The sequence below is a fragment of the Cytobacillus sp. FSL K6-0129 genome (genome assembly GCF_038007625.1).
In the GTDB taxonomy this organism is placed as follows: Bacteria; Bacillota; Bacilli; order Bacillales; family Cytobacillaceae; genus Cytobacillus; species Cytobacillus kochii.
The window spans coordinates 529,297-550,060 of sequence record NZ_JBBOXM010000001.1; the positions used below are offsets into that span (position 1 = coordinate 529,297).

Below are 20,764 nucleotides of genomic sequence, written 5' to 3' on the forward strand. Positions count from 1 at the left end.
AATTTTGTTTTACATACTGGGCAAATTTTATCTTCTTTTTTCATCGGAATCATCCTTTCTCTATGCATTCTTGGCATTTCCCATACACTTCCATATTGTGATTATTGACGGAAAAACCTGTAAGATTAGCTACCATTTCTTCAATTTCTGTAAGTTCCGGATAGTTAATATCTGCAATTTTTCCACATAATTCACAGATAACGTGATAATGATTGGACTGACTAAATTCAAAACGACTTAATCCATTGCCATAAGGTAGCTCATTAATGATTCCTAATTCAACAAATAGTTTTAAGTTATTGTAAATGGTAGCGAGACTAATGATAGGGATTCTTTTTTGAATGTCTTCAGCTGTTGGATGTCCATTCATGTCAATCAGTGTCGTTAAAATTTGTATTCTTTGTGGTGTAACCCTTAAATTTTTTTCTTTTAATAAGGGAATTAAGCTTTCTATTTGGTCTTTGTTCATGCTATAACCCTCATTTATAATGATGTAATTGTAGAGAATGCCTTTAAGTAGAACTTAAAGGCATATGAGAAAAAGTGAAAAATAAACGAAATATGAGAATGACTAACATATTAACGATATATATTAATAATAACACTTCTCATTCGAAAATCAATACTTTTTTATAATAATTATAAATAAGGATTGTGTATAAATATAGTTTCGACATTTCCGGTAATATACCTTCGTTGAGTGTGTAATAATTTTAGTTTTTTAATCACCACTATACTAATATGTTACATGATATCAATGTGTGAAAGAATATTGAAAACGGAAGGGGATTATCAATTACACTTTGAATAGGGATTCTAGTTGATAAAAGAGTTTGAATTTTATACAAATATAAAATCCGTAATGTCTCAAAAACATTAGCGTTGTTTGGGACATTACGGATTTTTATATGTTTAATCTAATAATGGAAGTGAATGTTATTTTACTTTTTCTGACCAGTTAATAAAATTGATTACAACCTGATCTAAGAAATCTAAAGTTTGTTCGTGTACAAGTTCTCCTTGTTCATTTACTTTATCAAGGACGGTACCGATAAAAACTTCATTTCCTGGAAGCGTGACAGCGCCAACTCCAGCTGAGTTGAGTATTTGACGCAAGTGCATTTGCGCTTTTACTGTTCCCATTGCACCAGGCGTTGCACCAACAATCATCGCAGGTTTATTGACCATAACTTTTTCCACTCTTGAAAACCAATCAATGGCGTTCTTTAAAAAGGCAGGAATGGAGTGATTATATTCAGGGGTTAAAAATAATAACCCATCACTATCTTTAATTCTTTGGCGAATTTCTAAAACGGACGCTGGCGGTGTAAGTTCATCATCTTGATTATACATCGGTAATACTTCAAGAGGGAGGATATCTATCTCGAGCTCTTCTTTATAACGTTCTTTCATTAATAAGGCTAACTTTTTATTAATTGATTCTTTGCGATTGCTTCCGACAAATGCAGCTATTTTCATAATAAATGCCTCCATTATGTAATAATTAATGTTTCCATCATAGCATAGACCTATTTGAAATCTGTTATAAATGCTCAGAAAATCTAAACGTTTCCATTAAATTTGAACATTTTTTAAGTAAGATGGGTAAATTAACTAATAAAGTTCTTTTGAAAATATGTCCTCTATATGTGTACAATTATTTAAAATGTGGTAAAGTATAATTTGTAAAACCTATACATAGCAAATGTATAACTAGAAAATAGTTGTATTTTTACAGAGGACAGTTGTCTATTTTGAAAAGAAAATGAAGATGAAACACTAGGAGGAAAAGGAATATGTCAAGCAATATTCTAAATCAATTTTTAAGTGAAAATCTTGAGGATTTAAAAGATAAAGGATTATATAACGAAATTGACCCGTTAGAAAGTGCGAATGGTCCAATCATTAAAATTAACGGGAAAGAGTTAATTAACTTATCTTCGAACAATTATTTAGGTTTAGCAACAAATGATACGTTAAGAACAATTGCTAAAGAAGCGATTGATAAATATGGTGTTGGTGCAGGGGCAGTTAGGACGATTAATGGTACGTTGCAAATCCATGTAGAGCTTGAAGAAACACTTGCAAAATTCAAGCATACAGAGGCAGCAATTGCTTATCAATCTGGATTCAATTGTAATATGGCGGCGATTTCTGCAGTTATGGATAAAAATGATGCCATCCTTTCAGATGAGCTTAATCATGCTTCAATTATTGACGGTTGCCGTTTATCCAAAGCAAAAATCATTCGATTTAATCATTCTGATATGGACGATCTTAGAGCAAAAGCAAAGGAAGCAACAGAATCTGGGCAATACAATAAAGTAATGGTCATTACAGATGGCGTATTTTCAATGGATGGTGATATTGCTAAATTACCAGAAATCGTTAAAATCGCTGAAGAGTTTGATCTAATAACATATGTAGATGATGCTCACGGTTCTGGTGTATTAGGTAAAGGTGCTGGTACGGTAAAACATTTTGGTCTTTCTGATAAAGTGGATTTCCAAATTGGTACATTATCGAAGGCAATCGGAGTAGTTGGTGGTTATGTAGCTGGTAAACAACAATTAATAGATTGGTTAAAGGTGAGAAGTAGACCTTTCTTATTTTCTACATCTGTTACACCTGCTGATGCTGCTGCAAGTAAAAAAGCGATTGAGATGTTAATGGAGAGCACAGCGCTCAATGAAAAGTTATGGGAAAACAGTGAATACTTAAAAGCAGGCTTAAAGAAATTAGGCTTTAATATCGGTGAAAGTGAAACACCGATTACACCTTGTATCATTGGGGATGAAGTGAAGACGCAAGAATTTAGTAAGAAACTTAATGAAGCTGGAGTGTATGCAAAGTCCATCGTATTCCCAACGGTACCAAGAGGAACAGGCCGTGTACGTAATATGCCATCTGCTGCACATACGAAAGAAATGCTAGATCAAGCATTAACTATATATGAAACGGTAGGAAAAGAATTAGAGATTATATAAAATCACCCCTTTAGAGAGGGTTGAAAAGGGTAGGAGAAAAAATGAAAAAAATTATGATTACTGGTGCACTTGGCCAGATTGGCTCAGAGTTAACACTGAAATTAAGAGAAATCTATGGAACGGACCATGTCATTGCAACAGATATTAGAAGCAATGACTCAGAGGCAGCTACATCAGGACCTTTTGAAATGGTAGACGTTACAGATGGAAAAACGATGTTAGAAGTGGCGAAAAAGCATCAAGTTGATTCTATTATTCATATGGCTGCCTTATTATCAGCCACAGCTGAAGCAAATCCAGTGTTTGCTTGGAATTTAAATATGGGTGGATTGATGAACGCACTTGAAGCAGCAAGAGAAACGGGTGCGCAATTCTTTACACCAAGTTCCATTGGCGCTTTTGGACCTTCTACACCAAAAGACCTTACACCACAAGATACGATTTGCCGACCAACAACAATGTACGGCGTAAATAAAGTTTCTGGAGAGCTCCTTTCTGATTATTACTATCATAAATTTGGTGTGGATACACGCGGTTTACGATTCCCAGGATTAGTTTCTTACGTAACACCTCCAGGAGGCGGAACGACCGATTATGCTGTGGAGATTTATTACGAAGCGATGAAAAACAAAGCGTATACTTCTTATATTGCAAAAGGTACCTATATGGATATGATGTATATGCCTGATGCCTTAAATGCGATAGTCAACCTTATGGAGGCTGATCCAGCAAAATTATTACATCGTAATTCATTTAATGTGACAGCAATGAGTTTTGAACCGGAGCAAATCGCTGCTGAAATCCGTAAGCATATACCAGAATTCGTCTTAATGTATGATGTCGATCCAGTTCGCCAATCAATCGCTGATAGTTGGCCAAATGCCATTGACGCTTCAGCCGCAAAAGAAGAATGGGGATTTAAAGCAGAGTATGATCTCGCAAGAATGACTGAGGATATGTTAAATAAACTAAAATAAAGATAAAGAAAAACGCCCTTTTGTTACGCGGGCGTTTTTCTTTAAGTTAAAATAGATTTTAGTATATCCATGCAGGAGTTATCATATTGTAAATTTGTTTATTTTAGTTCGAATCCTGAGACGATAAAAGGTTCACATAATTTTATTATGTCAACTAAATATTGTATCATTATTTGTCTATGAAAATTTCCAAAATAGAATGCTGGTGAACGATTCGTAGTGGAGTTGTAATATGAGGAAGCATAAGTTTTCTGCTATATGTTGCACCATCACTTTTTGCAACAGCACTGATAATAAGCTCATCTCCCGTTGGTATAACTTGCACATGATGATAACGATCCTCTTCAATTAAGGCTTCAATTATATAAGCTGATTCAGTATCAAATACATCGATACGAAAGATAGACTCGTCTAAAAAAGATGTTAACGGATCAAGAAACATGCTTTCAAACCAACTCTGCCACTCCATATTCATACATATCACCCCAGTATGATAATGTATGCGTATACACAAATAATGTGAATCGTACAATCGATTTTTTTAAATGTTAATGTGGAAATTATATTTTCTTCCAAAATTGATGATAACTGTACAAGAACTACAGTTTATAAAATATATTTGTATGAAGCTACTTAATCAAGTTAAGGAAATGAATGATGTATTATTTTTATTAATAACAGTCCGGGGATAAGGTAAAATGAGTCCGGTACAATACCGAACTCATTTCAAGAATGCAGAGTTATTTCATTAAGGTTTTTATTTTGATCATTTATTCAATTGTATCGAACAAACTTCTACATATCATGATGAGAGTGATTCTTTTGTCTTGAATGATTTCTATTCTTTACTTTCTTAGAGCCACTTAAAGGCTCAGGTTGTCCTGGGTTATCCCCTTTTGGAGCGTTTTTTCTCATATCTTTACCATCATTTTTATTCATTTTTTCATTTCCCTCCTTTTGTTTATAGGATGAAAGAATCCCCATTTTTTATACGGTATATTTTATCCTCACTCTGAACAATTTAATTGTAAGAAAAGCAAAAGAGGTGAAAACAAGTTATGCCTTATCATAAAAATAAACAGCAAGCATTTCAAGCAGCCCAACAAAGTATGGAAGATGTAGAAGAACAGTATCATGTAATAGATAAACATGCTAGTACGTATGGCCAACAACTCAAACATCTGTCTCAAGAAATAGCAGAAACTTATGAACAAATCCAAAATGCTTTAGAAGTTGCATCTGAGCATCAAAAAGAGCAATTGCTTAAATTTCAAACGGATTTGGATGCCATCACAAGCCAAGTGCAATCAGAAAAATAAAAATAGGGCTAAAAAAGTCGAAAAAAGTCAATTAAACGCGATTGGTTTATTTTCTTAATATAATAATTAAATGAAGTGTATTTCACACCGTAATTGATAACCTCTCTCAATTGCGGTGTTTTTATGTTTATCATATCATTTATTAGAAATACCATAAGAAAAACTTATCAATAACAATAACTTTCTTGTTATTTACTTATGTTGAATGTTGTATTATTATAGGAATTGTGAGAAAAGTGAGGATGGGTAAAAATTCAAACTTTTCGATTGATTACCATTAAGTGGTATTATAGTACTTTGTAGTTCGAATTAGGGGGTAATACTATGGCGAAAAATGATGTGTTTAATTCCCGTAAATCATTTGATGTAGATGGGAAACGTTATCATTACTATGACTTAGCAGCACTTGAAAATGCAGGTATAGGACAGGTATCTAAATTACCATATTCTATTAAAGTCCTACTTGAATCTGTACTACGTCAATATGACGGTCGTGTAATTACAAAAGAGCATGTTGAAAACTTAGCAAAATGGGGAACAGCAGATGTGAAGGAAGTGGATGTACCATTTAAACCTTCACGTGTTATCCTTCAAGACTTTACAGGTGTACCAGCAGTTGTAGACTTAGCTTCTTTAAGAAAAGCTATGGCTGATATGGGTGGAGATCCAGATATGATCAACCCTGAAAAACCAGTTGATCTTGTTATTGACCACTCTGTACAAGTTGATAAATATGGCACACCAGATGCACTAGATGCAAATATGGTTTTAGAATTTGAAAGAAACGCAGAACGTTACCAATTCTTAAGTTGGGCACAAAAAGCATTTGATAACTATCGTGCTGTTCCACCTGCGACAGGTATCGTTCACCAAGTAAACTTAGAATATCTTGCTGATGTTGTAATTGCAAATGAAACAACAGAAGGAGATTTTGAAGCATTCCCTGATACACTTGTTGGTACTGACTCTCATACAACGATGATTAATGGTATCGGTGTACTTGGTTGGGGTGTTGGTGGTATTGAGGCGGAAGCTGGGATGCTTGGACAGCCTTCATATTTCCCAGTTCCTGAAGTTGTTGGGGTGAAACTTGTTGGTGAGCTACCTAATGGAGCAACAGCTACTGACCTTGCCTTAAAAGTAACACAAGTTTTACGTACACACGGTGTTGTAGGTAAATTTGTGGAATTCTTCGGACCAGGTGTTCCTGCACTTCCACTAGCTGATCGTGCAACAATCGCGAACATGGCACCTGAATATGGTGCAACATGTGGATTCTTCCCAGTTGATGGTGAATCTTTAGAATACATGCGTCTAACTGGACGTAAAGAAGAACAAATCAAAGTTGTTGAAGCTTATTCTAAAGCAAATGGCTTATTCTTCGATCCTTCATTAGAACCAGTTTATACAGATGTAGTAGAAATTAACTTAGCTGATATTGAACCGAACCTTTCCGGTCCAAAACGTCCGCAAGATTTAATTCCGCTTTCTGCTATGAAAAAAGAATTTAATAAAGCTGTTACTGCTCCTCAAGGTAACCAAGGTTTTGGTTATGATGAGAAAGAGTTTGATAAAACAGCAACAGTTAACTTCAAAAATGGCGATTCTACGACAATGAAAACGGGTGCAGTTGCAATTGCTGCAATCACTAGCTGTACAAACACATCTAATCCTTATGTATTAGTTGGTGCAGGTCTTGTTGCGAAAAAAGCAGTAGAACTTGGTTTGGAAGTTCCTAAATATGTGAAAACATCTTTAGCACCAGGTTCAAAAGTTGTAACTGGATACTTAAATAACTCTGGTTTACTTCCTTATTTAGAGCAATTAGGATTTAACCTAGTAGGTTATGGATGTACAACATGTATCGGTAACTCTGGTCCTTTAAAAGAAGAAATTGAAGAAGCGATTGCTGACAGTGATTTACTTGTTACTTCTGTTCTTTCTGGTAACCGTAACTTTGAAGGTCGTATCCATCCATTAGTGAAAGGTAACTACCTTGCTTCACCACCGTTAGTAGTTGCATACGCTCTAGCTGGAACAGTTGATGTTGATCTTCAACATGATGTTCTTGGTCAAGATAAAGATGGGAACGATGTATTCTTTAAAGACATCTGGCCAACAACAGAGGAAATCAATGCAGTCGTTAAACAAACGGTTACACCTGATTTATTCCGTGCTGAATATGAGCGTGTATTCGATGATAATGAGCGTTGGAATGAAATTAAAACAAGTAATGAACCATTATATACTTTCGATGAGTCATCTACTTATATCCAAAACCCACCATTCTTTGAAGGTTTAAAACCAGATCCAGAAGAAGTAAAACCATTAAATGGTTTACGTGTAGTTGGTAAATTTGGTGATTCTGTTACAACTGACCATATTTCTCCTGCAGGTGCAATCGGTAAAGATACACCAGCTGGTAAATACCTTCGCGAAAATGGCGTAGAAGTTCGTGACTTTAACTCTTATGGTTCTCGTCGTGGTAACCATGAAGTTATGATGCGTGGTACATTTGCTAATATCCGTATCCGTAACCAAATTGCACCAGGTACTGAAGGTGGATTCACAACGTATTGGCCAACTGGTGAAGTGACATCCATTTATGATGCATGTATGCAATATAAAGAAGATGGCACTGGATTAGTTGTACTTGCTGGTAAGGATTACGGAATGGGATCATCTCGTGACTGGGCAGCAAAAGGAACAAATTTACTCGGTATTAAAACAGTTATTGCCGAAAGCTATGAGCGTATTCACCGTTCTAACCTTGTGTTAATGGGCGTTCTACCACTTCAATTTAAAGCTGGTGAGAGTGCTGATACACTAGGATTAACTGGTAAGGAAACAATTAGTGTTGAAATTGGAGAAGACGTGAGACCTCGCGACTTTGTAAAAGTGACAGCAATTGCAGAAGATGGCACTATAACTACTTTTGAAGCACTTGTTCGTTTCGACTCTGAAGTGGAAATTGATTACTATCGTCATGGTGGTATCTTGCAAATGGTTCTTCGTAATCGATTGAAGAAATAATTGTAGCTTTCCTGCCCTCTACACCTCTAGATGTGTAGAGGGTTTTTAGTTTCCAAACTTCAACAAACTTCACCCCTTTTAGGAAGGAATTTGCCTTCATTCAATACACATAGAATCACGATGTGAAAGTTTAAAAAAACCTTAGAACTAAATGAAATGAGTAAAAATGATTGAGCATAGTAAAACAAAAGGAGATAACAATTGAAAGCATGGATGATTGGTCCGTTTTTAATTACTGTGAATCAGTTAAGTCTTGCGATAGCGTTTGTAATCACATATTTTCTTTTAAAAACTTTGTTTAGAGTTGATGGGAAGATAAAAGATGAAGTTAGTTCTAGTCTGGTGACTGGTCTAATTATTTTTCTCCTATGTTATAAAGGGCTACCACTAATAATGAGGTTTACAGATGTAATAAAAAACCCTCTTATAATTGTTTATTCAAATAGTGGACTGAAAGGTCTATTCTTCGCTTTAGTTATCATGGTAATTTATTTATTTATTAAAGCCTATCACTCGCATTTCTCTATGATTCAATGGATGCGTATCGCTTTCGTTTATTTATTTACATATTTTCTTTCATTTTGGATGATCAGAACACTATATTTTCTTTTCTATTAGGAACAATAATGAAAGGAAGGAGTGTTCTAGTTGAAAAAAACCTTATTATTCCTTTGTTGCCTTTTACTATTTATCCCGCTAGAAACTGCAGCAGATGATCAATTACCTGGTTTGAAGATCGGCACAAAAGCACCCGAATTTAAGCTTCAGACTATTGAAGGTAAAAATGTCAGTTTAACGGAATTTCGCGGAAAAAAAGTGATGCTCAATTTTTGGGCTACTTGGTGTGCGCCATGTAAACAAGAAATGCGTGATTTCCAATCATTTTATCAAAATAAAAAGGATACTAATATAGAGATCATTGCCATTAACATTGATACAAAAAGTAATGTCAGCAAATATGTTGAGCGATTAGGTATTACTTTTCCGGTTTTATTAGACGAGAATGATCAAGTAAATGAAATTTATCAAGTGATGGTAATACCAACTACTTATTTCATTGATGAAAAGGGCGTCATAAGGGATAAATACTATAGTGCTATGCCTTTATCATTAATTAAAGAAAAGTTAAAACAGTTTTAATCTATCTCTTTTATAATTCAATAACTAAGCCCATTATTAAATTTTCTAAAATTTGTAATAACTTTCTATTGAATGGGGCATACTGCTTATAAAATAGAAAGAAATGGTGGGTGAAGAATTTTATGAGAAAACCTAAAAGAAGAACGTTTGCTGATCTGGTATTAGAGAATAAGCTTCAATTAATGAAAGATCAGTCTGCAATGGATAAAATAGAAATGCGATTAGAAGAAAAACATGCTAGTCACCTAAAGGCAGAGTAGATTTTTACCTGACTATTTCACTTAACTTCCGAACATAATAAAATGAAGGAGGGATAAGTGATGGGTAATCCAAAAAAGAACAGTAAAGCTTTTGTCCCCAATCACCTTGGTACACAATCAAGAGGTTTTGGTGGCAATAAAGGTAAACAAATGCAGGATAAAACAGGCAAACAACCTGATGTGATTCAAACAAAAGGTGAATAAATGTCAAAAGGATGCTTAGGTAAGCCGTACCTAAGCATCCTTTTGTATGTAAGCGGCTTTACTTCAATATGAAGAAAAAAATATGGTATAGTTAGTTTAAACCATTGAATAAAGTGATGTGAATAGAATGAAACAAAAGAAAAAAACAGATATTGATAAAAATGGTTCCCAGCAAGTACATACTGAAAGAAATATATTTGAACAAATCTCTCGTTTAGATGAAAAAACGGATGCTGAACAATTATCAGAGTTGCTAACAGAAGCAGCGCAATTGTCTGCTATAAGGGACAAAACAGATGTTCAATTGCCAGTTGCATGGTTACAAAAGGCGATTGAATTATCACCGCAGAATCTCAGAGCAAAAGAAGCGCTCGCAGAAACAAAATGGATGATTAACAAAGAATTCATGGATCAACTTCAATATCCTATTATTCGTGAAACTGATAATCGTGCAACAAAAAAATATGCTGCAGAAGAAATGATAGCCATCACAAACCGTTTTATGCAACAAACTCATAAAGCAAAAGAACATTTAAAACGACAAAAAGAGGAACTACGTAAGTATAAAAATGATCAATTGAGTCCTTTTGTAAACGATTTATATGCTATCCTCGAAGACGCTCTATCCATTGGCGGTGAATTAGTTGAGGTTGCTGAAGCATATGAGCAGTCGATATCTGGCGTATTTCATACAGCGATACATTATGATGAAGTAAAGAGAAAAATTGAGCAACTTTTGAAAGTGAAAGAAAAGTGGCAACAAAGAATTGAAGCCTACGAAATACAGAAAAAGCAACATGTGACTCCTTTAAATGAACTTGATGAAATGGTTGGTATGATAAATGTAAAGAAGAGAATTAAAGCTTATTATCAATTTTTACAGTATCAACATAGACGTCGTACTTTAGGTTTTAACCAGCGAGATCAAATGAGTCTCAATATGGTGATTACAGGGAATCCTGGAACAGGTAAAACAACTTTAGCGAGAACACTTGCGCGTATATACAATCATTTGGGTGTCTTACCAAGGGAGAATGTCATAGAAACTAATCGTTCACAATTAGTTGGTGCATATGTTGGGCAAACCGAAGAGAATGTTGGACAATTAGTCGAAAAAGCGCTAGGTGGAGTATTATTTATCGATGAGGCTTATACATTGAATCGATCAGATCAATCAAAGGACGATTATGGACAAGTAGCAATTGATACCCTTGTTTCGTTAATGACAAGTGAAAAGTATAGTGGACGATTGGCAGTAATATTGGCAGGCTATCCTGATGAAATGCGACAGTTTCTTGAAGTAAACCCGGGATTACGCAGTCGTTTCCCGCAAGCAAACCATCTCCATCTTTCAGATTACAATGACTACGAGTTGTTAGAGATAGGAAAGCGAATCGCTTTAAATAATGATTATGTGCTAACTAGTTCAGGAGAAAGGGCGTTGTTAAAGAGAATAGAAAGAGAGCGTGTTGATGATACCTTTGGTAACGCAAGAGCTGTACATGATGTCATTCTCGATGCGATATTTTCTAAAGGTATAAAGGGTGATCAAGCAGATATTAGAGAACTAACCATATTAGAAGAAGATGATTTTACCATCGATGAGGAAGAGTCTATTGATCAACCGCAGAAGCAACTGGATGAAATGATTGGATTGGAGCATGTTAAAGAAGAAGTAAAGACTTTAGTGTCATTTGTACAAGTACAGCATATGCGAGGGCAACAAGGATTACCGGCCATTCCTGTGCAGCTACACTCAGTTTTTACAGGGAATCCAGGTACTGGGAAAACGACGATAGCGAAAATCTTCGCACAATTATTAAAAGAATGCGGCTTGCTCAAACGGGGCCATCTTATTGTTTCGAGTAGAGCCGACTTTGTTGCTGGTTATATTGGCCAGACAGCATTAAAAACAAGAAAACTTATTCGCCAAGCATTAGGTGGTGTTTTGTTTATTGATGAAGCGTATTCTCTTTTATCTGATATCACTACTGATTTCGGAAAAGAAGTGATAGATACGCTTGTAGATGAAATGACTAAGCATAACGAAAACTTGGTAGTGATATTAGCAGGCTATCCAGTGGAAATGGAAAAGCTATTGGCAAGTAATCCTGGACTAAGGTCGCGTTTTAAAAAGTTTTTACATTTTCCGGACTATACTGCTGAAGAGATGCTGAAGATGATGAAAGCATTTTTAACAAGATATGAAATGAGTTTAACGAAGGCGGCCGAACAATTACTGCTGGAGTATTTTACGACTACAGTAACAGAAGGGAATGGTCGTTTAGTTGTGAATCTTGCTGAAGGGGCTATTCAGAATCAAGCAAGAAGAATTATGGAAGATTCACATACAAGTGAGTCATCGTTATCCACATTAACAGAGAGAGATTTTATAAATACAATTGGTCCGAATAGAAAGGAAGACAAGACTAGTGCTAGTTTCAACGAAAGAGATAGAAGTTAGATATGCGGAAACAGATCAAATGGGTGTGGTCTATCATGCCAATTATATTATTTGGATGGAACTAGGTCGAACGCAATTAGTAAAAGACCTAGGTTTTAATTATGCGGCATTAGAAGAACAAGGTGTATTATCACCTGTACTTGACATACAAGCATCTTATAAAAAACCTCTCCATTATGGAGAGACAGCTACAGTCAAGACTTGGGTAGAGGATTATGATGGTTTAAGGACAACTTATGGATATGAAATATATAACCAAGAAGGCATTCTCGCTGTTAGTGGGTCTTCATTACACACTTGTGTGAAGAAGGATAGTTTTCGACCGATTTCACTTCGGAGGAAGTTTCCAGATTGGCATGAAGCATACGAAAAAGCAAAGAAATAAAGAAAGAAGGCTTAAAAATGGCGTTCGGTATTACTAGGGTTGATGTAAGAAAGTGGAAATCTGATATAGATGCTGGAAAGATCGCCTTTCTTACTCATTATTGGCTTGATGATCGTTTTCCCACGTGTAAGACGGTCACGAAGGTGGGAGCGTCCGATTTGAATCAGCTCATTTTATGGGGGAAGAAGTACGGATTGAAGCCGGAGTGGATTCATCATCGTAAAGACGGATACTCTCATTTTGATTTATTAGGAGATAAACAAATTGAAATTATGAAGTTAGAGGGAAAAGAAGAGCATATTTGGAGATAATAAACATCACCCCTAGTTTTATAGAGCTAGGGGTGATGTTTATTTTTCATATTTATACTGCGGTTCGTTTAAGTCCTCGTCATATTGCACAATCAAATGATGATTATCGAAGTACCACAAGTCTTTTTCCTCGATAAAAAACTGGATACCGTCAGATTCTTTCGTAACGACAGGATTGACCGGTTCTTCATTAGAAATACCTAAAGAAAATCCTTGTTGTATCGGGCTTGAACCTCCATACCGGGCAAAAAAACGAACGTAATCTCCGGCAGTTAAAAGCATCTCATCTTTAAACCAGTTAATGGCTTTGTCACTCAATCGAATGTCCAAGGTCCCCACTCCTTTTATCTTTATAAGACTATTGTATACGAAAGCGAAACACACTGCTAAGATTTTGATTGGAAAGAGAAGGGAACCTTATTTATGCTCAGAAAAATATTCATTGATGGCACGAATCCAATTGATTCTTGTTACATCAGAGGCTGTTTGTTTGTCACCTGCTTCTAGCGCTTGTATGATCCGTTCATGCTCGTCGATAGATGATTCTGTTAAGATAATGGCTTTGTAATAGTAAAGTCTCATAACGTGAGGTTGGAGACCTTCAATCGCCTGAGTTATATAAGGGTTTTTTGTTTCATCTACTATTAATTGATGGAACTCTTCGTCATATTTAAGAGCAGAGAATGAATCCTCAGTTTTAATAGCTTCAGCAAATTTCTGATTAATTTCTTTTAAACGATTAATTACCTCTTGCCCCAGATTGCCTGCTACTAATTCAGAAGACAATGCTTGCAGGACACTTAATGGAGGAAGGATTTTCGTTATATCTTCGTGATTTACTGCAGTAACTTGTGTCCCTACACCCGGATACATTTCTACAAATCCTTGGGAATTTAATAATTGTAATGCTTCTCTAATGGGTGTTCTGCTGACTCCTAAAGCTTCCGCAAGATCAGCATCATTCAGCTTTTCTTTTGGTTTTAACGTGCCATCAATAATCCATTCTTGAATTTGCAAGAATGCTCGTTTTTTAGCTGAAAGTCGTTGTGGAGTTGAAAAATTACTTGGAATTGGCATAATATACCACCTTTGCGTATCAAATATCTGTAAATTACTCTGTTAGTATAGTGTGATTTTTCAAAATTGCTGAAAGAAATCCGGAAATATTCTATCCATATTAGTAATATATAGAAAAAATTATATAATAATATAGTTTTTAATGCAATATATCACCTCTTCCGTTAGTTTCTTAAGATAATTTATTGTGTTCATTATAGTGATATGTTATCTTATTAATGCAATATATTAACGGGAATTAGATAAGTGACAGAATTTTTAAAAATTATTTCAGAATATTTAATTTTATGAAGAATAAATATTCTGAAAAATACTAGCGGTGAGAAAATCATCTGCTAGTTGTAATTGAGAGGGGTAAACTTGTAAATATGAATCAAAAATCTTCAAATTCTTATGTGGTTGTATTAGGTTTAATGTTATTCTCTTTGTTCTTTGGAGCGGGTAATTTAATATTCCCGATTATGATGGGGCAAGAAGCGGGTACAAATGTTTGGGCAGCGACAGCTGGGTTTATTATAACTGGTGTGGGACTGCCATTATTAGCTGTTGTTGCTCTTGGCTTTTCAGGTAAGAGTGATTTGCAATCGCTTGCAAGTCGAGTGAATCCAACATTTGGACTGATTTTCGCTATTATATTGTATTTAGCTATTGGTCCATTATTTGCCATTCCGAGAGCAGGAAGTGTTTCATTTGAAATTGGAATTCGACCATTATTGCCAGAATCTTCACTGACGATTGGTTTATTAATATTCTCAATCTGCTTCTTTGGTGTTGCGACGATATTATCATTAAATTCATCAAAGATTGTTGATATTGTTGGTAAATATTTAACGCCTATTAAAATTAGTTTTATACTACTATTAATTCTTGTTGCTGTTTTTAATCCTCTAGGATCTTTTGGGGAGCCAACAGAAGCTTATTCACAACACTCATTCTTTAATGGCTTCTCAGAAGGCTATTTAACTATGGATGTACTGGCTGCATTTGTCTTTGGTGTAATTGTTATTAATGCACTGCGGGCAAAAGGTATAGAGTCAAATCGCTCTATTATGTTTGCTACGATGAAGGCTGGTTTGATTGCTGCGGTTTTATTAGCATTCTTTTATAGTGCGATGGCTTATATGGGTGCTAGTAGTGTTGCGGAATTAGGTATCCTTGAAAATGGTGGAGCTGTTCTTTCGGGTGTTGCCTATGCATATTTTGGCTCTTATGGAGGAATCGTTCTAAGTGCTGTTATGATTATTGCTTGTATGACAACAAGTGTAGGTTTGATCAGTTCATGTGCTAGCTATTTTAATAAGATCATGCCTAAATTTTCCTATAAGACATATGTAATTGCATTTGCTATTTTCAGTACTGCAGTTGCGAACTTTGGTTTAACAGAGTTAATAGCTATTTCTGTTCCAGTACTTACAGCGATTTATCCTTTGGCGATTTTATTATTAATTTTAACATTTTTCCATCAGTTTTTTAATGGGAAGAAGACTGTCTATCAAGTAAGTATGATTTTAACGTTTATTGTTAGTGTTTTTGACGGTTTAAAAGAAGCAGGAGTTCAAATAGAGCCTGTTTATCATTTATTCGCAAACATTCTTCCGTTGTATGAAGTGGGATTAGGTTGGATTGTACCAGCTATCATTGGTGTGATTTTAGGTATTGTAATAGATCTGTTTAAAAGAGAGACAAAGATAAAAGAGAATGAAGAAGTAATTTAACTGTTTTTTTACCCTTACAAAAGATTTTCCTTTTGTAAGGGTTTTTTTATGTAACCTATAATAATATTCACTATTTTTTTGATAACTAGAAGGATTATTCTTAGTCATTCCAATCAAGAATGTAAAATTATCGAGGTCTCTACTAGTAAATTAAGTAAGAATAATTCTATTAATATATTACATATGACTATATTTTTTTAAAATAATATATTGCATTCATTACATGGATATGTTACTTTAATAATGCAATATATTGCTTGAATTTTTTCAGAGATTGTAATTCATACAATATTATATTTAAATATGAATTTTCTGAAGAATTAGTAAATTATAGTAATTGAAGATTGTTAACTACAACAGTAGAGGCAGAAGGGGGTAGAAGATATGAATCAAAAGGTTCCGTCTTCTTATATTATTGCAGTAGGATTTATGTTATTTTCATTATTTTTCGGTGCTGGGAACTTAATTTTTCCAGTAATGATGGGTCAAGAAGCAGGAACGAACGTATGGGCCGCAGTAGCGGGCTTTATTATAACAGGTGTTGGTCTTCCTTTATTGGGTGTAATCGCTTTAGGTTATTCTGGTAAAAGTGACTTGCAATCGCTTGCAAGTCGTGTAAGTCCACTCTTTGGTCTACTTTTTACAGTTGTATTATATTTATCTATCGGACCATTATTTGCGATACCAAGAACTGGTACGGTCTCTTATGAAATTGGTATTAGACCATTCATTTCTGATGAATGGAGTACGATTGGATTAGTTATCTTCTCTATCATCTTCTTTGGAATTACCGCATTCTTCTCTCTGAATGCATCGAAAATTGTTGATATTGTTGGTAAAGTTTTAACACCTATTCTACTATTATTTATTTTAATTTTAATTGTAGTAGCATTTGTTAATCCACTAGGATCTCTACAAGCACCAAGTGAGGCATATACTGTTAACTCTTTCTTTAACGGCTTTACTGAAGGTTACTTAACAATGGATGCCCTTGCTGCTTTCGTATTCGGAATTATCGTAATTGATGCCATTCGTTCTAAAGGCGTTCAATCAACTAAAGTAGTGATGCTTTCAGTGATTAAAGCAGGATTAATTTCAGCCGGTTTGCTTGCTGTGATTTATGGCTCACTTTCTTATATTGGTGCTAGTAGTGTTTCTCAATTAGGTATATTAGGAAACGGTGGGGCGGTTTTATCTCAAGTTTCCGGGCATTATTTTGGCTCATTTGGAGGAGTTATACTAAGTGTGATTGTCATTGCCGCATGCTTAACGACTAGTATTGGTTTAATCTCTTCATGTGCAGCTTATTTTAGTAAAATCATGCCTAAAGTCTCCTATAATACGTTTGTTATTGTTTTCTCAGTATTTAGTGCAGCGATTGCTAATTTTGGATTAAGTCAATTGATTGCTATTTCAGTACCGGTATTAACAGCTATTTATCCATTAGCGATTGTATTATTAATCCTTACGTTTTTACACCCGTTGTTTAATGGTAAGAAATCTGTTTACCAAATGAGTATGTTATTTACGTTTATTATTGGTATCTTTGATGGCTTTAAAGCAGCAGGATATACGATTACCTCAGTAGATAATCTATTCACTAGTATTCTTCCATTATATGATGTAGGGTTAGGTTGGTTAGTACCTGCATTTTTAGGAGCGGTTCTAGGAATAATCATTGGTTTATTTCAAAATAAAAAGGTTGAGGATGAAAAAGAACAATTAATTTAATAAGAAAAAAAGCCTCCGACTAAAACGGAGGCTTCTTTTTTTTGCTATAAAACGATGCCAGATCATTCGGATATGTGAAGTTAATCTCTCAATTGCTGTATGTATTTTCTTTATCTAGCGGTAAAGTAATCTTAATCGTTGTACCAACATTCATTTCAGATGAAATGTTAATCCAGCCATTATGTTGTTCGATAATTCTTTTACAAATGGATAACCCAATGCCTGTGCCCGTCGATTTAGTAGAATAAAAAGGTTGAAAAAGCTTTTCTAATGTCTCTTCATTCATTCCGAAACCAGTATCCTTTATAACGATTAAACATGTTTCAGCTGTCCTTCTAACAGAGATATTAATCGTATTTTCTTGATGCTGCTCTTGTGTATCAAATGATTCCAGTGCATTTTTAATTAAGTTGACTAGTACTTGTTTTAATTGTTTGGCATTACCATAAATATATGGATCGTCTTTTGATAATTGGAAGGAGAGTGCAGTATTCTTTAAAATCGCTTCACTCTGAAACAACAGGAAAGTATCGTGAACAAGTTTATTAATAGAAATACGTTCTTTAATATTGTCTGTTGGCTTTGCTGCATTTAGAAACTCATGAATAATATCATTGGCACGATTAATCTCATCTAGAGCAATATCAACATATTGATTTTTCCCTGACTCATTGAGATAGGGTTTTAACAATTGTAAAAAACCTTTAACTGTTGTAAGCGGGTTACGTATTTCATGTGCCATCGATGCTGCAAGTGTACTTAAATTTTGTGCGTACTCATTTGTGAAATTAGCTTCATTAATCTGAGACGCAGTTTCATGAATGATTTTCTTTTTTTCATTTAGTTCTAAGCTAAATCTGAGGAGTTTCTGCTCTAATTGTTGTGTTTGATAATTATGATCAGTAGATAATGAATGAAATAAGGGGTAGCAAAATAAATGACATGATTCTTCCTCAGGAATCGTATAGACGCGATAATTGTGATAACCGTTTCCGAAAAATAGCTGTAAATTAAGAACTGCTTTTTTCTTGCGTATTTCATTAAATTGTTCGACATCTTCGTAATTCATTAATTGTGTGAATGGGGTACCAATGATTGTATGCTGATTAACTATAGATGTTGAAACCACGTGATTATTGTTGTCAATTAAGAAGTATGGAAATGGTAGTTCTTTTAAGACAATCTCAGTTAATTTCATTTCTTATCATCCTTACCATTGTTTGTCATGTGGAAGTAGTATCTAATGTCATTCTCTTTTATTCTATTAGAAGAAATTGCATTATATGTTAGAAAAACATGTATATTGAGAAAAAAACACGAATCATCTCTACTTTTCTTGTTATGTATATGAGTTAAAATGTCATATTTTTAATTAAATCGCAATGATGGACTTATTAATCTTATCATACCAAAGTCATTCAATGGCTTTCAATCACCGTTTTCATTCGTTAAAGGAATTTTTTAGGAATTGTAAAAAAGATAGATTACTAGAAAAAATTATAGCTTCGATCTACCTAGTATAGAAATGAATAAATAAGAAAAGACAGCATTCTATAACGCTGTCTTTTGAATGTTAACTTTTCTTTTTAAATAAATTGACTTTTGGTTCGGTTTTATTGATAATCCTTTTAATATTTGTACGATGTCGATAAATGATGAACAATGTCATTAAGGCAATCACTATGATTAAAATTGAATCACCAAGAATGAGTGAATAAATCAATCCTGCAATACCAGCAATCATTGATGATAATGAAACATATTTAGTAGTGAGAAGTGAGATGAAAAATACAGCTAATATTACCACAAACATGACGGGCACGAACGCCAGCACAACACCTGCAGATGTAGCAACAGCTTTACCACCTTTGAATCCTGCAAATATCGGGTACATATGGCCAATAACAGCAAAAATTCCTATAATTACTGTATGTATATCTATATCAAAGAAGATTGGTAATAATCCAGCAGCTATGGTACCTTTCAGGATATCGGCCAGTGTAACGGTAAAACCTGCTTTTTTTCCTAGCGTTCGGAAAGTGTTTGTCCCACCAAGATTACCACTACCATGCTCACGAATATCAATGCCATAAAACACTTTACCAATGATTAATCCAGATGGAATGGAACCAATTAAATAAGCAATAAGAAAAACGATGATTACTTCAAATGTCATAAACTCTCCCCCACGGAATAAAAATACAGTTCTTATATTGTACCACGTAAATAAGTGAATGTACTATGTTGCTTTTAAATTATCTTTTCAATTGCAAAGATTACCCTAGTATGAAACGAATGTTAAATAGATATATGATTAAAATTAGTAGAAAAGAACTTTTTTGTTAAGTGGATTACGTGATATTTAGCGAAAAGGAAAGCTTTATAAAAAAGATGAAGCTGTATGTCAGAAAGAACAGCATTGCGATCTATTCGCATTTATACTTTAATTCAGATAAAATAGTGTAGAGTTCAAAATAAGAGGTGAATGTATTGAGTATAGAAAACCCATCAAGAACTGAAATCGGAAAGATGTTAAAACAAGCAAAGAGGATTGCCGTCGTAGGTTTAAGTGATAAACCTAATCGTACATCCTATATGGTGAGTGAAGCCATGCAAAAAAGTGGTTACGAAATCATCCCTGTTAATCCCAAAGTTAAGGAAGTATTAGGTGTAAAAGCGGTTGCATCATTAGCTGAAATAGAAGGCAAAGTGGATATTGTTAATGTCTTTAGACGTTCGGAATATTTGCCAAGTCTTGCGAGTGAATTTCAAAATATTGATTGTCCCATTTTTTGGACTCAGCTAGGTGTTGTAGATGAAGACGTATTTCAGCAGTTAAGTGATGCTGGTTATACCGTGATCATGGATCGATGCATTAAAGTAGAGCATGCGCTAACAAAATAACATTTGTAGCATGGGATCATGACATTGATTTCATGCTTTTTCTTTCATATGCGGTTTAGACGTATAAATATGATATAATGATTAGAACGTTTGTTCTTATTCACCTCTTGCAACAGTATATACATGACCTTAATGCATGTTACAATGGGGAACATATATGCATACGACTCGCATGATAAGAAGGAATATAGTGAATAAGAATGGAATAATAAACCGATATCTATTGTAGAGAGGTGCATAAAGGCGCGGTTATGATA

General features: G+C 34.5%; 22 protein-coding genes. 14 read left to right on the forward strand and 8 right to left on the reverse strand.

Annotation, left to right across the window (positions count from 1 at the left end; all coding sequences use genetic code 11):
• Window positions 1–49: 49 nt before the first annotated feature.
• Together MHI57_RS02605 and MHI57_RS02610 are read right to left on the reverse strand one after the other, a co-directional pair.
• Window positions 50–469 carry a Fur family transcriptional regulator gene (locus tag MHI57_RS02605; protein ID WP_322909307.1) on the reverse strand — a complete coding sequence of 140 codons (420 nt, stop codon included), beginning with the start codon at window positions 467–469 and terminating at the stop codon, window positions 50–52.
• Window positions 470–936: 467 nt separating this feature from the next.
• Window positions 937–1,479, reverse strand: coding sequence for an NADPH-dependent FMN reductase (locus tag MHI57_RS02610; RefSeq protein WP_095373340.1), 543 nt, complete (start codon window positions 1,477–1,479; stop codon window positions 937–939).
• 317 nt (window positions 1,480–1,796) lie between these two features.
• Here MHI57_RS02610 and MHI57_RS02615 point away from each other — a divergent pair, with 317 nt between their 5' ends.
• Both MHI57_RS02615 and MHI57_RS02620 read left to right on the forward strand, forming a co-directional pair.
• The gene (locus tag MHI57_RS02615) at window positions 1,797–2,987 is read left to right on the forward strand and encodes a glycine C-acetyltransferase (protein ID WP_095373339.1); all 1,191 of its coding nucleotides are present in this window, start codon (window positions 1,797–1,799) and stop codon (window positions 2,985–2,987) included.
• A 41-nt stretch (window positions 2,988–3,028) separates the two neighbouring features.
• Window positions 3,029–3,964, forward strand: a complete 936-nt coding sequence (locus MHI57_RS02620; RefSeq protein WP_095373338.1) for an L-threonine 3-dehydrogenase — start codon at window positions 3,029–3,031, stop codon at window positions 3,962–3,964.
• Window positions 3,965–4,133: 169 nt separating this feature from the next.
• Here the strand turns inward: MHI57_RS02620 and MHI57_RS02625 are convergent, their stop codons facing one another.
• Entirely contained in the window at window positions 4,134–4,439 is a 306-nt protein-coding gene (locus MHI57_RS02625; RefSeq protein ID WP_095373337.1) for a heat-shock protein Hsp20, read from the reverse strand.
• A gap of 320 nt (window positions 4,440–4,759) precedes the next feature.
• The gene (locus MHI57_RS02630; protein ID WP_224936401.1) at window positions 4,760–4,903 is read right to left on the reverse strand and encodes a small acid-soluble spore protein P; all 144 of its coding nucleotides are present in this window, start codon (window positions 4,901–4,903) and stop codon (window positions 4,760–4,762) included.
• A gap of 119 nt (window positions 4,904–5,022) precedes the next feature.
• Here MHI57_RS02630 and MHI57_RS02635 point away from each other — a divergent pair, with 119 nt between their 5' ends.
• The 9 genes from MHI57_RS02635 to MHI57_RS02675 all read left to right on the forward strand — a co-directional run bounded on the left by MHI57_RS02635 (window position 5,023) and on the right by MHI57_RS02675 (window position 13,080).
• Window positions 5,023–5,283 carry a hypothetical protein gene (locus tag MHI57_RS02635; protein WP_095373336.1) on the forward strand — a complete coding sequence of 87 codons (261 nt, stop codon included), beginning with the start codon at window positions 5,023–5,025 and terminating at the stop codon, window positions 5,281–5,283.
• Window positions 5,284–5,607: 324 nt separating this feature from the next.
• Window positions 5,608–8,316 carry an aconitate hydratase AcnA gene (gene acnA, locus MHI57_RS02640; RefSeq protein WP_095373335.1) on the forward strand — a complete coding sequence of 903 codons (2,709 nt, stop codon included), beginning with the start codon at window positions 5,608–5,610 and terminating at the stop codon, window positions 8,314–8,316.
• A gap of 201 nt (window positions 8,317–8,517) precedes the next feature.
• The gene (locus tag MHI57_RS02645; RefSeq protein WP_328199367.1) at window positions 8,518–8,934 is read left to right on the forward strand and encodes a hypothetical protein; all 417 of its coding nucleotides are present in this window, start codon (window positions 8,518–8,520) and stop codon (window positions 8,932–8,934) included.
• 30 nt (window positions 8,935–8,964) lie between these two features.
• Window positions 8,965–9,456, forward strand: coding sequence for a TlpA disulfide reductase family protein (locus tag MHI57_RS02650; RefSeq protein ID WP_340974807.1), 492 nt, complete (start codon window positions 8,965–8,967; stop codon window positions 9,454–9,456).
• Between the two features lie 122 nt (window positions 9,457–9,578).
• Window positions 9,579–9,716: an FbpB family small basic protein gene (locus tag MHI57_RS02655; protein ID WP_095373332.1), complete on the forward strand. Its 138-nt coding sequence runs from the start codon at window positions 9,579–9,581 to the stop codon at window positions 9,714–9,716.
• A gap of 60 nt (window positions 9,717–9,776) precedes the next feature.
• A complete protein-coding gene (locus MHI57_RS02660) occupies window positions 9,777–9,920 on the forward strand; it encodes an acid-soluble spore protein N (RefSeq protein WP_095373331.1) in 144 nt (47 codons plus the stop codon).
• Between the two features lie 127 nt (window positions 9,921–10,047).
• Window positions 10,048–12,384, forward strand: a complete 2,337-nt coding sequence (locus MHI57_RS02665) for an AAA family ATPase (RefSeq protein ID WP_322909310.1) — start codon at window positions 10,048–10,050, stop codon at window positions 12,382–12,384.
• Entirely contained in the window at window positions 12,353–12,769 is a 417-nt protein-coding gene (locus MHI57_RS02670; protein WP_340974813.1) for an acyl-CoA thioesterase, read from the forward strand. Before MHI57_RS02665 ends, MHI57_RS02670 begins: the two co-directional genes overlap by 32 nt.
• 17 nt (window positions 12,770–12,786) lie before the next feature.
• Complete coding sequence (locus tag MHI57_RS02675; RefSeq protein ID WP_307314047.1) at window positions 12,787–13,080, forward strand: hypothetical protein; 294 nt, start codon at window positions 12,787–12,789, stop codon at window positions 13,078–13,080.
• A 39-nt stretch (window positions 13,081–13,119) separates the two neighbouring features.
• On the opposite strand, the gene MHI57_RS02680 is transcribed toward MHI57_RS02675, so the two are convergent.
• Window positions 13,120–13,410 (reverse strand): HesB/YadR/YfhF family protein, encoded by a 291-nt coding sequence (locus tag MHI57_RS02680; RefSeq protein ID WP_307314045.1) that lies wholly within the window; start codon window positions 13,408–13,410, stop codon window positions 13,120–13,122.
• An 87-nt stretch (window positions 13,411–13,497) separates the two neighbouring features.
• A complete protein-coding gene (locus MHI57_RS02685) occupies window positions 13,498–14,157 on the reverse strand; it encodes a GntR family transcriptional regulator (protein ID WP_095373327.1) in 660 nt (219 codons plus the stop codon).
• 368 nt (window positions 14,158–14,525) lie between these two features.
• Between MHI57_RS02685 and brnQ (MHI57_RS02690) the strand changes: the two genes are divergently transcribed.
• Both brnQ (MHI57_RS02690) and brnQ (MHI57_RS02695) read left to right on the forward strand, forming a co-directional pair.
• Window positions 14,526–15,872 carry a branched-chain amino acid transport system II carrier protein gene (brnQ, locus tag MHI57_RS02690; protein WP_095373326.1) on the forward strand — a complete coding sequence of 449 codons (1,347 nt, stop codon included), beginning with the start codon at window positions 14,526–14,528 and terminating at the stop codon, window positions 15,870–15,872.
• A gap of 384 nt (window positions 15,873–16,256) precedes the next feature.
• Window positions 16,257–17,603, forward strand: a complete 1,347-nt coding sequence (gene brnQ, locus MHI57_RS02695; protein ID WP_322909312.1) for a branched-chain amino acid transport system II carrier protein — start codon at window positions 16,257–16,259, stop codon at window positions 17,601–17,603.
• An 88-nt stretch (window positions 17,604–17,691) separates the two neighbouring features.
• Here brnQ (MHI57_RS02695) and MHI57_RS02700 read toward each other — a convergent pair whose 3' ends face one another.
• Both MHI57_RS02700 and plsY read right to left on the reverse strand, forming a co-directional pair.
• Window positions 17,692–18,801: an ATP-binding protein gene (locus MHI57_RS02700; RefSeq protein ID WP_095373324.1), complete on the reverse strand. Its 1,110-nt coding sequence runs from the start codon at window positions 18,799–18,801 to the stop codon at window positions 17,692–17,694.
• Between the two features lie 375 nt (window positions 18,802–19,176).
• Window positions 19,177–19,779, reverse strand: a complete 603-nt coding sequence (gene plsY, locus MHI57_RS02705) for a glycerol-3-phosphate 1-O-acyltransferase PlsY (RefSeq protein WP_340974819.1) — start codon at window positions 19,777–19,779, stop codon at window positions 19,177–19,179.
• A 314-nt stretch (window positions 19,780–20,093) separates the two neighbouring features.
• On the opposite strand from plsY, the gene MHI57_RS02710 reads away from it, so the two are divergent.
• Window positions 20,094–20,507 (forward strand): CoA-binding protein, encoded by a 414-nt coding sequence (locus MHI57_RS02710; RefSeq protein WP_095373322.1) that lies wholly within the window; start codon window positions 20,094–20,096, stop codon window positions 20,505–20,507.
• Window positions 20,508–20,764 lie beyond the last annotated feature (257 nt).